This window comes from Hydrogenophaga aromaticivorans (assembly GCF_013387465.1).
Classification (GTDB): Bacteria; Pseudomonadota; Gammaproteobacteria; order Burkholderiales; family Burkholderiaceae_C; genus Hydrogenophaga; species Hydrogenophaga aromaticivorans.
The window spans coordinates 410,304-423,415 of sequence record NZ_VYGV01000007.1 but is presented as its reverse complement, the minus strand read 5'-3'; the positions used below and the strand labels follow the sequence as shown (position 1 = coordinate 423,415).

12 protein-coding genes are annotated in these 13,112 nt (G+C 66.7%); 5 read left to right on the top strand and 7 right to left on the bottom strand.

What is annotated here, in order from left to right:
* Positions 1-5 precede the first annotated feature (5 nt).
* From pnp to F3K02_RS11800, 4 genes are all read right to left on the bottom strand, one after another.
* Positions 6-2,138 carry a polyribonucleotide nucleotidyltransferase gene (gene pnp, locus F3K02_RS11815; protein ID WP_177135797.1) on the bottom strand — a complete coding sequence of 711 codons (2,133 nt, stop codon included), beginning with the start codon at positions 2,136-2,138 and terminating at the stop codon, positions 6-8.
* A 260-nt stretch (positions 2,139-2,398) separates the two neighbouring features.
* On the bottom strand, positions 2,399-2,665 hold the full coding sequence (rpsO, locus tag F3K02_RS11810) for a 30S ribosomal protein S15 (protein ID WP_177135796.1): 267 nt from the start codon (positions 2,663-2,665) through the stop codon (positions 2,399-2,401).
* A 181-nt stretch (positions 2,666-2,846) separates the two neighbouring features.
* Positions 2,847-3,239, bottom strand: coding sequence for a hypothetical protein (locus tag F3K02_RS11805; protein ID WP_177135795.1), 393 nt, complete (start codon positions 3,237-3,239; stop codon positions 2,847-2,849).
* Positions 3,240-3,256: 17 nt separating this feature from the next.
* Positions 3,257-3,511, bottom strand: coding sequence for a hypothetical protein (locus tag F3K02_RS11800; RefSeq protein WP_177135794.1), 255 nt, complete (start codon positions 3,509-3,511; stop codon positions 3,257-3,259).
* 338 nt (positions 3,512-3,849) lie between these two features.
* Between F3K02_RS11800 and F3K02_RS27975 the strand changes: the two genes are divergently transcribed.
* Entirely contained in the window at positions 3,850-4,263 is a 414-nt protein-coding gene (locus tag F3K02_RS27975) for a helix-turn-helix domain-containing protein (protein WP_425485583.1), read from the top strand.
* A gap of 49 nt (positions 4,264-4,312) precedes the next feature.
* Here F3K02_RS27975 and F3K02_RS11790 read toward each other — a convergent pair whose 3' ends face one another.
* The 3 genes from F3K02_RS11790 to tsaD all read right to left on the bottom strand — a co-directional run bounded on the left by F3K02_RS11790 (position 4,313) and on the right by tsaD (position 8,043).
* Complete coding sequence (locus tag F3K02_RS11790) at positions 4,313-5,497, bottom strand: pyridoxal phosphate-dependent aminotransferase (protein WP_177135793.1); 1,185 nt, start codon at positions 5,495-5,497, stop codon at positions 4,313-4,315.
* Between the two features lie 26 nt (positions 5,498-5,523).
* On the bottom strand, positions 5,524-6,813 hold the full coding sequence (locus tag F3K02_RS11785) for a branched-chain amino acid ABC transporter substrate-binding protein (RefSeq protein ID WP_177135792.1): 1,290 nt from the start codon (positions 6,811-6,813) through the stop codon (positions 5,524-5,526).
* Between the two features lie 147 nt (positions 6,814-6,960).
* Complete coding sequence (tsaD, locus tag F3K02_RS11780; RefSeq protein ID WP_177135791.1) at positions 6,961-8,043, bottom strand: tRNA (adenosine(37)-N6)-threonylcarbamoyltransferase complex transferase subunit TsaD; 1,083 nt, start codon at positions 8,041-8,043, stop codon at positions 6,961-6,963.
* A gap of 110 nt (positions 8,044-8,153) precedes the next feature.
* Here tsaD and F3K02_RS11775 point away from each other — a divergent pair, with 110 nt between their 5' ends.
* The 4 genes from F3K02_RS11775 to F3K02_RS11760 all read left to right on the top strand — a co-directional run bounded on the left by F3K02_RS11775 (position 8,154) and on the right by F3K02_RS11760 (position 13,044).
* Positions 8,154-9,425 (top strand): nitrate regulatory protein, encoded by a 1,272-nt coding sequence (locus F3K02_RS11775; protein WP_177135790.1) that lies wholly within the window; start codon positions 8,154-8,156, stop codon positions 9,423-9,425.
* A 363-nt stretch (positions 9,426-9,788) separates the two neighbouring features.
* A complete protein-coding gene (locus F3K02_RS11770) occupies positions 9,789-11,066 on the top strand; it encodes a CmpA/NrtA family ABC transporter substrate-binding protein (RefSeq protein WP_177135789.1) in 1,278 nt (425 codons plus the stop codon).
* Between the two features lie 127 nt (positions 11,067-11,193).
* On the top strand, positions 11,194-12,129 hold the full coding sequence (gene ntrB / locus F3K02_RS11765; protein ID WP_177135788.1) for a nitrate ABC transporter permease: 936 nt from the start codon (positions 11,194-11,196) through the stop codon (positions 12,127-12,129).
* A gap of 102 nt (positions 12,130-12,231) precedes the next feature.
* A complete protein-coding gene (locus F3K02_RS11760; RefSeq protein ID WP_177135787.1) occupies positions 12,232-13,044 on the top strand; it encodes an ABC transporter ATP-binding protein in 813 nt (270 codons plus the stop codon).
* Positions 13,045-13,112: the final 68 nt, after the last annotated feature.

Here is a 13,112-nt window from a genome sequence, read left to right as displayed (position 1 = left end):
GCCGCTTATTGCTGCTGTTGCTGAGCTTGCTCGGCAGGCGCAGCGTTGCGGTCGATCAGCGCCTTCATGGACAGCTTGACGCGACCCTTTTCGTCGGTCTCCAGGACCTTGACCTTGACGATCTGGCCTTCGGTCAGGTAGTCGGTCACGCGCTCGACGCGCTCGTGGGCGATCTGGCTGATGTGCAGCAGACCGTCTTTGCCGGGCAGCAGGTTGATCAGGGCGCCGAAGTCCAGGATCTTGGTGACCGGGCCTTCGTAGACCTTGCCGATTTCGACTTCGGCCGTGATCTGCTCGATGCGGCGCTTGGCTTCGTCGGCCTTGGCGCTGTCGGTCGAGGCGATGGTGATGGTGCCGTCTTCGTCGATGTTGATCTGGGTGCCGGTCTCTTCGGTCAGCGCACGGATCACGGCGCCGCCCTTGCCGATCACGTCACGGATTTTCTCGGGGTTGATCTTCATCGTGAACAGCTTGGGCGCGAAGTTCGAGACTTCGGTCTTGGCTTCGCCCATGGCTTCCTGCATCTTGCCCAGGATGTGCATGCGGGCTTCCTTGGCCTGGGCCAGTGCGACCTGCATGATTTCCTTGGTGATGCCCTGGATCTTGATGTCCATCTGCAGCGCAGAGATGCCGTTGGTGGTGCCGGCGACCTTGAAGTCCATGTCGCCCAGGTGGTCTTCGTCACCCAGGATGTCGGTCAGCACGGCGAAGCGGTTGCCGTCCTTGATCAGACCCATGGCGATGCCGGCCACGTGCGCCTTCATGGGCACGCCAGCGTCCATCAGCGCCAGGCAGCCGCCGCAGACCGAAGCCATCGACGAGGAGCCGTTGGACTCGGTGATTTCCGAAACCAGGCGCATGGTGTAGGGGAAGTCTTCCTTGCTCGGCAGCGCGGCGATCAGCGCGCGCTTGGCCAGACGGCCGTGGCCGATTTCGCGGCGCTTGGGCGAGCCAAAACGGCCGGCTTCGCCGGTGGCAAAGGGAGGCATGTTGTAGTGCAGCATGAAGCGGTCTTCGTACTCGCCAGCCAGCGCGTCGATGCGCTGGGCATCGCGGTCGGTACCGAGCGTGGCCACCACCAGCGCCTGGGTTTCACCGCGCGTGAACAGCGACGAACCGTGGGTGCGGGGCAGCACGCTGTTGCGGATTTCGATGGCGCGCACGGTGCGGGTGTCGCGACCGTCGATGCGGGGCTCGCCGGCCAGGATCTGGCCACGAACGATCTTGGCTTCGATCTCGAACAACAAGGCTTCGATGGCCACGCTGTCGAAAGCCACGCCCTCTTCTTTCAGGGCCGACATCACGTCGGCGTAGGCGCTGCGGCAAGCCTGGGTGCGTGCCTGCTTGTTGCGAATCTGGTAGGCGGCCTCGAGCTTGGCTTTGGCCAGGCCGTCGATCTTGGCGATCAGGGCCTCGTCCTTGGCGGGCGGCTGCCAGTCCCAGGCTGGCTTGCCGGCGTCGCGCACCAGCTCGTTGATCGCAGCGATCGCGATGTTGCCCTGCTCGTGACCGAACACCACGGCGCCGAGCATGACTTCTTCGCTCAGCTGCTGGGCTTCGGATTCCACCATCAGCACGGCAGCCTGGGTGCCGGCGACCACGAGGTCAAGCTGGCTGTCCTTGAGCTGGGTCTGACCCGGATTGAGCACGTACTGGCCGTTCACATAGCCCACGCGCGCAGCGCCGATGGGGCCGTTGAACGGGATGCCGCTGACCGACAGGGCGGCCGAGGTGGCGATCATGGCCGCGATATCGGCCTGCACTTCGGGGTTCAGGCTCACCACGTGCACGATCACCTGGACTTCGTTGTAGAAGCCTTCGGGGAACAGCGGGCGGATCGGGCGGTCGATCAGGCGGCAGGTCAGGGTTTCCAGCTCGCTGGGGCGGCCTTCGCGCTTGAAGAAGCTGCCGGGGATCTTGCCGGCGGCGTACGACTTTTCGGTGTAGTCCACCGTCAGGGGGAAGAAGTCCTGGCCGGCCTTGGCCTCGGTCTTGGCGACCACGGTGGCGAGCACCACGGTGTCATCGATGTTGACCAGCACGGCGCCGGTGGCCTGGCGGGCGATTTCACCGGTTTCCATGGTGACCGTGTGCGGGCCCCACTGGAAGGTCTTTGTGACTTTGTTGAACATGCTCATGGTTCTCTCCTATGGACCACCCGCGAATCAAGGGGTGGCATGGCGTGCAGACAATCTGCACAAAACCCGGAGGAACAACCCAGAACACGATGCCATTCCAGAGGGGCTGCCTGCGTGCGACTGGGCACACAGCGCCTTTGGAATGACACAGCTTCGCTCTGTTGTCGCTGCTCCGGAATCAAAAACAGGAACTGACAAGCAAAAAACGCCCGAGCCAGCGAACCAACTCAGGCGTTTTGCGTGTCATGGCGTGGGCCAAATTACTTGCGCAGACCCAGTTTCGCGATCAGGGCGATGTAGCGGTCGGCGTCTTTGGACTTCAGGTAGTCCAGCAGCTTGCGGCGGCGGCTCACCATGCGCAGCAGGCCGCGGCGACCGTGGTGGTCCTTGGCGTGGGTCTTGAAGTGGGGGGTCAGTTCGTTGATGCGTGCGGTCAGGATGGCGACCTGCACTTCGGGACTGCCGGTGTCGTTGGCAGCGCGGGCGTTGTCGGCGACAACGGCGGCTTTGATGGATTTTTCGATCATGTCGGATTCCTAGGGGTTACATGCGTCCCGCCGCAGCCTGCCAGCCTCTGAACGGGGTTCAGATCCGGCCGCCGCAACGGGCGTGAATCGCCATCCAAAAAGACGGCAACCGGCAAGTATAGCGCACGACGCCTGCCCTGTTAAGCCCAGGACAGGATCAGCGGCAGGGGCGCCGGCTCGCTCAACAGCGCCCCGCCGCCCGCAGCAGCGCATTGCATTCACCGCCCCCGGTGGCGGGCACGGCGGATGGCCTGGGCTGGCCGCCCCGGCCCTGGCTACCCACCATGGCGGTGCAGATGGCGTCCGAATGGGGTGTCTGGCCCAAGCTCATGGCCTTCTGAAACCCGGTGGCCGAGTACATGTAGCAGCGGTATGTCACCCTGTCGCGGGTGTTGACCGTGTAGTTGATGCGCCCGCCGGTCTCTTCGCTGCGATCGGTGATGGTGAACTGGCCGACGGATCGCCCGATGGCCTGCGCTGTGCGCTGCTCCAGGCCGCTCTGGTCGATGGTGGCGGCGCAGCCGGACAACAGCGCCAGGGCCATGGTCAGGGGTGTGATCTGTCGAATGCTCATGAACAACTCCGGTGGTTTCAGTGGATGAAGCAGTTGGCCTCGGGCACGGTGCGGAACGCCCCCCAGTGAGCGGCCACGCGCGCGTTCGCCTCGGAGCGCGAGAAGCTCACGCTGCCCAGCCTGGCCGGGCCGGCCAGTTGCGATGCGCCCGCGCATTCGCCGCCGGCGCAGGCGCTCAAGCCCAGGGCGGTGGCGGTGGCGGTGGCGGTGGCGGTGGCGGTGGTCAGGGTGCACGAACGTGCTCCGCCGGGAAAGGACAACCAGGGCATCATGGAAAGATCCTCTGCAAATGAAGCGGGATGAAGAATGGGAAAGGCACGCGAGCTGTCTGCACGCTGCGCCAGGAAGCCGGGGTTTGGGCCTCTGGAGCCGCGATGTGTGCGGGCATCACCCGCCCGACATCCAGCCTGCAGGTCGGCTGCGCTGAAGGCCAGCGCGGTGTCCCCGACGGCCGGTCCGGACACGGTTGCGTCGACGTCGGCCACCCGGAACTCCAGCTGCGGCAGCGGAGGCCGCGGCCACGGCGGGCTGGTCGCCATCGGTGATCACTGGTGAATGCATGAGAGGTCGGTCTGTGCGGGGCTGAAAGAAGGAATCGACAACAGCCCGGATGCTATCCATGCGCATCACCGCAGGGAATTGCGATAAATCGCAGACCGCTTATGCAAATACGTATGGACCAAATGGACTGGAACCTGTGAGGGCTTTTCTGGAAACAGCGGAAACGGGTCCGCTGCCGGCCGCCGCGCGCAAGCTGGGGTTGACCCAACCGACGTTCAGCCGGCAGGTGGCGGCCATCGAGCGCGAACGGCGGTGTGACCCTGTTCGAGCGCGTGGGCGAGGCCAGGGCGCTCACCACCAGCGGCATGGACCTGCTGGAACACGCCCGAGCGATGGGCGCTGCTACCGAAACCCTGGGCCTGGCTGCCCATGGCCGCTCACAGGCGGTGGGAGGTGTGGTCTCGGAGTCTGCGAGCCATGCGGTCGCTGCGCGAACAGGAACCGGGCATTGCCATCGAGGTGATTTCGTCGGATACGGGTGGTGTTCGACGCGCTCGCTCGGGGATTGGCCCCTACTTGGTCAACCACGCCCGCAGTCGGTCCACGCCCTGCGCCAGGCGCTGCGGGTCGCGGCTGGCAAAACACCAGCGCAGCCAGCCCGCGGCCTCGGGGCCGAAAGCGCTGCCGGGCGCCAGACCCAGGCCGGCTTCGAGCACCAGGCGCTTGGCGGTGTCCAGGCAGTCGTTGTGCCCGTCCAGATGGAAGAAGGCGTACATGCCGCCCTTGGGTTCGGCCAGGGTCACGCCGGGCACGGCTTTCAGCAGCGGCACCAGCGTGTCGCGGCAGGTCTGCAGGTGGGCCACCAGTGCGGGCGTGACTTCCGCACCCCGCTGCAGCGCCACCGCGGCGGCGCGCTGGACGAACACCGGCGCGCACGAGGTGTTGAACTCGATCAGCTTGCCCACGGCGTGGGTCAGCGACTGGGGCAGCACCAGCCAGCCCAGCCGCCAGCCGGTCATGAGGAAGCTCTTGGAAAAACTGTGCGCGACGATGAGCCGGTCTTCGGGTTCGGACACATCGAGAAAGCTCGGCGCCGCGCCGTTGGGCGAGTCGGGCGCGAAATACAGGCGCTCGTACACCTCGTCGGCCAGCACCCAGGTGCCGGTGCGGCGGCAGTGGGCGAGGATGGTGGCCTGCTCGTCGCGGCTCAGCGTCCAGCCGGTGGGGTTGTTGGGGGCGTTGACGATCAGCATCCGCGTGGCCGGGGTGATGGCGGCGAGCAGCGCCGCCATGTCCAGTGCCCAGGCACCCGCGTTGTCCCCCTGGTCAACCACCCGCAGCGGCACGGTCCTGACTTTCGCGCCCATGATCTGCGGCTGCGCCACCAGATTGGGCCAGGCCGGCGTGACCACCACCACCTCGTCCCCCGCGTCCACCAGCGCCTGCGACGCCAGCATCAGGCCGTTGACGCCGCCGGAGGTGACGGCGATGCGGTCGAACCAGTGGTCGGTGTTGTGCTGGGGATGCAGGCCGTGGGTGTAGACGGCGATTTCCTGGCGCAGCTCGGTCAGACCGAGGTTGTGGGCGTAGAAGGTTTCGCCCGCGTGCAGCGAGGCGATGGCCGCCTCGCGGATGAAGGCCGGCGTGACCTCGTCGCTCTCGCCGAACCAGAACTTGAGCACATCGCTGCGGCCCAGCCCTTCATTGGCCACCTCGCGGATGCGCGACTCTTCCAGACTCTCCACCACTGCCCGCATGAAAGCTCCCCAATGACAGCCCTCGATCAGGGCCGGGCCATGTTACAGCTGTGCGGCTGCTCGGCCTGCTGCGGCGTGAGCTGGCGGATGACGCGAAAACCGTAGCCCGAACCTTCCACATCGAATTTCACGCCCGGCGCGCCCTGGCGGTCCATCACCGCCACGGCCAGCGGCTGCTGGAACTGGTGGTCTGCGGCGCGCATGCGTGCGGTCTGGCCGGCGAGCTTGACTTCGACCTTTTCCAGTTGCGCCGCCACGGCGGCCGCGTTGACCGAGCCCGCGCGTTCGATGGCCTGCGCCAGCGACTCGACCATCAGCTGCATGCGCATGTGCACGTAGTCGTCGGCCGGGTTGGGGAAGCGCTGGCGGAACGACTGGTAGAACGCTTCGGAATCCTTGGTCGGCACGTTGGGGAACCAGTCGGCCACCGCCACCACCTTGCCGATGCCGGCGTCGCCGATCGCCGCCGGCGCGCCCAGGGCGTTGCCGTAGAAGGTGTAGAACGAACCCTCGAAACCGGCCTCGCGCGCGGCTTTGACCAGCAGCGTCAGGTCGTTGCCCCAGTTGCCGGTCAGCACGGCCTGCGCGGCGCTGGCCTTGATCTTGGCGGCGTAGGGCGCGAAGTCCTTCACGCGCGCCATCGGGTGCAGCTCGTCGCCCACGATCTTCACGTCCGGGCGCTTGGCGGCCAGCTGGCTGCGGGCTTCGCGCAGCACCGACTGGCCAAAGCTGTAGTCCTGCCCGATCAGGTAGATGTTCTTCAGGTCCTTGTCTTCGCGCAGCACGTTCATCAGCGCGGTCATGCGCATGTCGGCGTGGGCGTCGAAGCGGAAATGCCAGTAGCTGCATTTTTCGTTGGTCAGCACCGGGTCCACCGCCGAGTAGTTCAGGAACAGCACCTGGCGCGACGGCTCGCGCTCGTTGTGCTTGTTGATGGCATCGATCAGGCCCGAGGCCGCTGCCGAGGAGTTGCCCTGGGTCACCACCGTGATGTCGCGGTCGATGGCCGAGCGCAGCGCCGACAGCGCCTCTTCGGTCTGGCCCTTGCTGTCGAAGCGTTCGATCACCAGCGGACGGTTGCCGCCGGGCAGCTTCACGCCGCCGCGGGCGTTGACCCGCTCGGTCGCCCAGACCAGATTGCGGTAGACCGCCTCGCCGGTGTTGGCGAACGGGCCGGACAGGCCCTCGATCATGCCGATGCGGATGGGGGCGGCTGCGGATGCCGCCGGGTTCTGGGCCAGCACGGCAGTGGCACAGGAGGCCGCCAGCAGCGCGGCGGCCAGCACGCGGCGGCGCATCAAGAGGGGAAATTTCATGGAAAAGGTCTCCGTTGTTCAATACCTGCCGGCGGGACTGCCCGGTGCCAAGTGTCACTTGAGCGACAGGCCAGGGCAGTGTAATTCATAATTACAACGACTACCCCGCCCGGGTATTTCACCCGGGGGCGGTTTCAGGCGTGATGTTCAGCCGAGCTCCGACAGCGGCCAGCGCGGCCGCACGTCGAAGTGGTAGGCCGGCGCAGCCGCCGCGTCGGGCAGCAGCCCGGCCTGGAAACGCAGGCCAGCGGCGAGCGCGATCATGGCGCCGTTGTCGGTGCACAGGTGCAGCTCGGGGTAGTGCACGCGCACACGCCGCTTCTGGCACGCGGCGTTGAGCTGCTCACGCAGCAAGGCGTTTGCACCCACCCCGCCGGCCACCACCAGGCGGTTCAGCCCGGTGGATTCGATGGCCGCGAGCGACTTCTTCACCAGCACCTCGACGATGGCCGCCTGCACGCTGGCAGCCACGTCGGCGATCTGGGCCGCGTCCAGCGCTTCGGCCAATTGCGGCGTGGCCGGGCCCTCGGGTCGCGCGTGCGCGAGCCGCTTCACCTGGGTCAGCACCGCCGTCTTCAGGCCGGCAAACGAAAAATCCAGGTCGCCGCTGTGCAGCAGCGGGCGCGGGAACTTGTAGGCGGTGGCGCTGCCCTGCTCCGCCCGCTTCGCCAGCGCCGGGCCGCCGGGGTAACCCAGCCCCAGCAGCTTGGCCGATTTGTCGAAGGCCTCGCCGGCCGCGTCGTCGATGGTTTCGCCCAGCAGCTCGTAGCGGCCCACGCCGTCCACCCGCATCAGCTGGGTGTGGCCACCGGAAACCAGCAGCGCCACAAACGGAAACTCGGGCGGGTCGGCGCTCAGGAACGGCGACAGCAGGTGCCCTTCGAGGTGGTGCACCGGCACCACCGGCTTGCCCAGCGCCATGGCCATCGCACACGCCACGCCGGAACCGACCAGCAGCGCACCGGCCAGGCCCGGGCCGCGGGTGTAGGCGATGGCGTCCACGGCCGACAGCGGCAGGCCGGCCTGCGCCAGCACCGCGTCGGTGAGCGGCAGCACGCGGCGGATGTGGTCGCGGCTCGCGAGCTCGGGCACCACGCCCCCGTAGGCCTGGTGCATCTCGATCTGGCTGTGCAGCGCATGGCCAAGCAGCCGCGGCACGGCGCTGCCGCTGGCGTCCACCAGGGCCACGCCGGTTTCGTCGCAAGACGATTCGAATCCCAAGATCAGCATGGCCGGGAGTGTACGTGGCGTCACAATGCCCCTTCGGGCGCTGTCTGCTTCCGCCTCACCGACTGGCGGCATGTTTGTTGCTCCAGTCCCGCGTCACCTCTACACCTCACATGAAATCGGGTCTCAACTTCCTCATCGCCGCCAAACGCTGCGAGATCGACGCGCTGCGCCAGCTCTCGCTCACCAGCGCGCTGGTGAACGTGACCGGGCGGCTGGTGCACGGCCTGCAGCGCGAACGCGGCCTGACCAACCTGTTCCTGGGCTCACAGGGCACCCGCTTCGCCGAGCCGCGCCGCCAGCAGATCACCGAATGCCAGGCCACCGAAGCCGAGCTGCGCCGCTGCTTCGACAGCCTCGACACCCAGGCCGCGCACCTCGGCCACGGCGCGCGCCTGTTCAGCCGCATCGCCTATGTGCTGCACGGGCTGGACGCCCTGCCCGCCCTGCGCGAGCGCATCGACACCCAGGTCTGGACGGCGCGTGACACCACCGAGGCCTTCGTGCGCCTCATTGCCGGCCTGCTGGCAGTGGTGTTCGAAGCCGCCGACAGCGCCAGCGACCCCGCCATCTCGCGCCAGCTGGTGGCGCTGTTCAACTTCATGCAGGGCAAGGAATTTGCCGGCCAGGAGCGCGCTGCCGGTTCGGCCCTGTTCGCCAGCGGCCGCGCCGACAGCGCCGGGCAACAGCGCCTGCTGCACCTGATCGATTCGCAGGAACGCTGCCTGCAGGTGTTCAAGGAATTCGCCAGCGACGAGCTCGCCACGCTCTGGGCCACCGCCGACCGCGACACCGTCGACGCCCGGGCCGAGCTGGAGCGCCTGCGCCGTGTGCTCTGCACCGCCGCCGACGGCAGCCCGCTCGACGCCAACCAGAGCCAGCCGTGGTTCGACTGCTGCAGCCTGCGCATGGACCGCATGAAAACGGTGGAAGACCGGCTGGCCGACAGCCTGCAGCGCCTGTGCGAGCACAAGACCCAGGCCGCCCTGACCGAGCTGCTGGCCTTCGAGGGCATCCACCCGGTTGCGGTCCAGCCCGACGACGCGCTCTCGTTTTTCCACGACCCGGTGCCCGACCACGTGAGCGGCACCAGCCCGGCGCAGGCCTATGGCGTGCAGCTGGACCGCTCGATCCTCGATCTGGTGCAGGACCAGGCGCGCCGCCTGCAGGCTGTCAGCGACGAGCTCGACACCGTGCGCGCCAGCCTCAACGAACGCAAGCTCGTCGAGCGCGCCAAGGGCCTGCTGATGGCGCACCGCAACCTGAGCGAGGCCGAGGCCCACAAGACCCTGCGCCAGATGGCCATGAACCAGAACCGCCGCCTGATCGACGTGGCCGAAGCGGTACTGTCCATGGCCGAGGTGCTGCCCGAGCGGCGGCGCTGAAACCACGCGCGGTGCTGCAGCGCACAAAACCCGTGCCGCACCCCGCCGGTGCACCAAGCTGAGGCCCGACGCACCGGGTTCTGGCCCTGTGGCGGGCATCCGAAGCACCTGCCGGGCCGCCTGCATGGACCGTTTTTTCCTTGAATAACAAGGCTCTTCGTCAGATCACCCGATGGCGCCGGCCATCTGGCACGGTCCCTGCTTGATAAAACGCAAAGGGTGAGCGCCAAAGGCGGCGCGATCCCGAAGTCTCCCGAGACACACAGGACAACGGCGTCCATTTCAAGCCCGCACCAAGCTGGGCTGGAAATGGGCGCCGTTTTGTTTTTGGCCACCGCTTTTTTAATCAGCAAGGAGTTGGACATGACCGCAAGCAGCACCACACCCACCGTGGCGACCGTGCCCGAGACACCGGCACAGGCCTCGCGCCGCGACTTCATCAAGAAGGGTGCGGCCACCGCCACCTTCTTCTCCACCCTGGGTCACAGCGGCGTCTGGGCCGCCGGCTCCGACGCCCCGGAAAAAGAAGAAGTCAAGATCGGCTTCATCCCCCTGACCGACTGCGCCAGCGTGGTGATGGCTTCGGTGCTGGGCTTCGACAAGAAGTACGGCGTCAAGATCATCCCCAGCAAGGAAGCCAGCTGGGCCGGTGTGCGCGACAAGCTGGTCAACGGCGAGCTCGACTTCGCCCACGTGCTCTACGGCCTGGTCTACGGCGTGCACATGGGCACCGCCGGCCCCAAGAAAGACATGGCCGTGCTCATGAGCCTGAACAACAACGGCCAGGCCATCACGCTCTCGAAAGCACTGGCCGACAAGGGCGCCGTGGACGGCCCGTCGCTGGCCAAGTTCATGGCCGCCAACAAGCGCGACTACACCTTCGCCGGCACCTTCCCCACCGGCACGCACGCCATGTGGATGCACTACTGGCTGGCCGCCGCGGGCATCAACCCGCTCTCGGGTGCGCGCCTGATCACCGTGCCGCCGCCACAGATGGTGGCCAACATGCGCATCGGCAACATGGACGGCTTCTGCGTCGGTGAGCCCTGGAACCACCGCGCCATCATGGACGGCGTGGGCGTGACCGCCAACACCACACAGGACATCTGGCGCGACCACCCCGAGAAGGTGCTGGGCACCACGGCCGAGTTCACCAAGAAGTACCCCAACACCACGCGCGCCGTGATGATGGCCGTGCTCGAAGCCAGCCGCTGGATCGACGCCGGCCTGCAGAACAAGATGAAGATGGCCGAGACCGTGGCGCAGAAGTCCTACATCAACACCGGTGTGGACGCGATCAACCAGCGCATCCTGGGCCGCTACCAGAACGGCATGGGCAAGACCTGGGACGACCCCAACCACATGAAGTTCTTCAACGACGGCAAGGTCAACTTCCCCTACCTGTCCGACGGCATGTGGTTCCTCACGCAGCACAAGCGCTGGGGCCTGATCAAGAGCCACCCCGACTACCTCGGCATCGCCAAACAGATCAACCAGATCGATCTGTACAAGTCGGTCGCCAGCGCCATGAACATCAGCGTGCCCAAGGACCCGATGCGCAGCAGCAAGCTGATGGACGGGATCGTCTGGGACGGCAAGGACCCCGCCAAGTACGCCGATGGCTTCGCGATCAAGGCGTGACCCACCCCCGCCGCGCTTCGCGCGGCCCCCTCAAGGGGGCAACGCTGGCGGCCCGGCGAAGCCGGTTCCGCGGCGTTCTGGGTTGTAGGCACTTCGCTCCAAGTTTTGCACTGAAAGGACATTGACCATGGTCAGCGCCGTTTTTCACTCCCCGCTGGAGGCCATCGCGCCGCCCGCTTCCTCCCATGCCAGCCCCGTTGGAAAAGCCATGAGCCCACCCAAGACCGAAGCCCCCGCTGCACCCGCCGCGGTCAGTGCCCGGCCATCGGCCGCGAGCCGCGATCTGCGTGGCTTCTGGATGGCGGTGTTGCCGCCCGTGCTGGGTCTGGCCTGCCTGGTGCTGGTCTGGCACCTGATCGCCAGCACCAGCAACAGCGGCATCCCCAAGCCCGCTGAAACCTGGGCGCAGGCGCTGCAGGTGTTCTCCGATCCGTTTTACAGCAACGGCCCCAACGACCAGGGCGTGGGCTGGAACGTGCTGGCATCGCTCAAGCGCGTGGCCATCGGCTTCGGCCTGGCGGCAGCGGTCGGCATTCCTGCCGGTTTTGCCATTGGCCGCTTCGAGTTTCTGAGCCGCATGTTCAACCCGCTCATCAGCCTGCTGCGCCCGGTCTCGCCGCTGGCCTGGCTGCCGATCGGCCTGCTGGTGTTCAAGGGCGCCGACCCGGCCGCCATCTGGACCATCTTCATCTGTTCGATCTGGCCCATGATCATCAACACCGCGGTGGGCGTGCAGCGCGTGCCACAGGACTACATGAACGTCGCGCGCGTGCTCAACCTCAGCGAGTGGAAGATCTTCACCAAGATCCTGTTCCCCGCCGTGTTGCCCTACCTGCTGACCGGCGTGCGCCTGGCGGTGGGCACGGCCTGGCTGGTGATCGTCGCGGCCGAGATGCTGACCGGCGGTGTGGGCATCGGCTTCTGGGTCTGGGACGAGTGGAACAACCTCAACGTCTCCAGCATCATCATCGCGATCTTCGTCATCGGCATCGTCGGCCTGCTGCTCGAATTCGCCCTGATCAAACTCGCCACCCTGTTCACGTTTGAAGAGGTAAGGACTTAACCACCCCCGCGCCGCGCCCAACGGCGCGTCACCCCCTCAAGGGGGCGCCACCAGCGGCCCGGCAAAGCCGGTTCCGCGGTGGCCCCGAACAAGGAGAAACCCATGAGCAACACCCACACCACCAAGTACATCGACATCCAAGGCGTCGAACAGACCTTCAAGACCAAGAAGGGCCTGTTCCCCGCGCTCAAGGACATCAACCTCACGGTCGCCAAGGGCGAGTTCGTGGCGCTGATCGGCCACTCGGGTTGCGGCAAGTCCACCCTGCTCAACCTGATCGCCGGTTTGACCACGCCCACCAGCGGTGTGCTGCTCTGCGCCGACCGCGAGATCGCCGGCCCCGGCCCGGAGCGCGCGGTGGTGTTCCAGAACCACTCGCTGCTGCCCTGGCTCACCTGCTACGAGAACGTCTTCCTGGCGGTAGAGCGCGTGTTCAGCCGCACCGAAACCCGCATCCAGCTGAAGGTGCGCACCGACGCCGCGCTGGCCCTGGTGGGCCTGACCGCCGCCGCGCAGAAACGCCCCGGCGAAATCTCCGGCGGCATGAAACAACGTGTGGGCATTGCCCGGGCGCTGTCGATGGAACCCAAGGTGCTGCTGATGGACGAACCCTTCGGCGCGCTGGATGCACTGACCCGCGCCAAGCTGCAGGACGAGCTGCTGGAGATCGTCGCCAAGACCCACGCCACCGTGGTCATGGTCACGCACGACGTGGACGAAGCCGTGCTGCTGTCCGACAAGATCGTGATGATGACCAACGGGCCGGCCGCCACCATCGGCGAGGTGCTGCACGTGGACCTGCCGCGCCCGCGCAACCGCGTGGCCCTGGCCGACGATCCGCGATACCAGCACCACCGCAAGGCCGTGATCGACTTCCTCTACACGCGCCAGGCGCACGTCGAAAAAGCGGCTTGAACTGGCAGGCGGCTCGCGCCGCAACCAACCCAAAAAGGGGCATGCTTTCGGGCATGCCCCTTTTCTTT

Excerpts from the sequence above, each read along its gene's own strand:
- pnp (WP_177135797.1), bottom strand. The coding sequence starts at position 2,138 with ATGAGCATGTTCAACAAAGTCACAAAGACCTTCCAGTGGGGCCCGCAC.
- rpsO (WP_177135796.1), bottom strand. The coding sequence starts at position 2,665 with ATGATCGAAAAATCCATCAAAGCCGCCGTTGTCGCCGACAACGCCCGC.
- F3K02_RS11805 (WP_177135795.1), bottom strand. The coding sequence starts at position 3,239 with ATGAGCATTCGACAGATCACACCCCTGACCATGGCCCTGGCGCTGTTG.
- F3K02_RS11800 (WP_177135794.1), bottom strand. The coding sequence starts at position 3,511 with ATGATGCCCTGGTTGTCCTTTCCCGGCGGAGCACGTTCGTGCACCCTG.
- F3K02_RS27975 (WP_425485583.1), top strand. The coding sequence starts at position 3,850 with ATGCTATCCATGCGCATCACCGCAGGGAATTGCGATAAATCGCAGACC.
- F3K02_RS11790 (WP_177135793.1), bottom strand. The coding sequence starts at position 5,497 with ATGCGGGCAGTGGTGGAGAGTCTGGAAGAGTCGCGCATCCGCGAGGTG.
- F3K02_RS11785 (WP_177135792.1), bottom strand. The coding sequence starts at position 6,813 with ATGAAATTTCCCCTCTTGATGCGCCGCCGCGTGCTGGCCGCCGCGCTG.
- tsaD (WP_177135791.1), bottom strand. The coding sequence starts at position 8,043 with ATGCTGATCTTGGGATTCGAATCGTCTTGCGACGAAACCGGCGTGGCC.
- F3K02_RS11775 (WP_177135790.1), top strand. The coding sequence starts at position 8,154 with ATGAAATCGGGTCTCAACTTCCTCATCGCCGCCAAACGCTGCGAGATC.
- F3K02_RS11770 (WP_177135789.1), top strand. The coding sequence starts at position 9,789 with ATGACCGCAAGCAGCACCACACCCACCGTGGCGACCGTGCCCGAGACA.
- ntrB (WP_177135788.1), top strand. The coding sequence starts at position 11,194 with ATGGTCAGCGCCGTTTTTCACTCCCCGCTGGAGGCCATCGCGCCGCCC.
- F3K02_RS11760 (WP_177135787.1), top strand. The coding sequence starts at position 12,232 with ATGAGCAACACCCACACCACCAAGTACATCGACATCCAAGGCGTCGAA.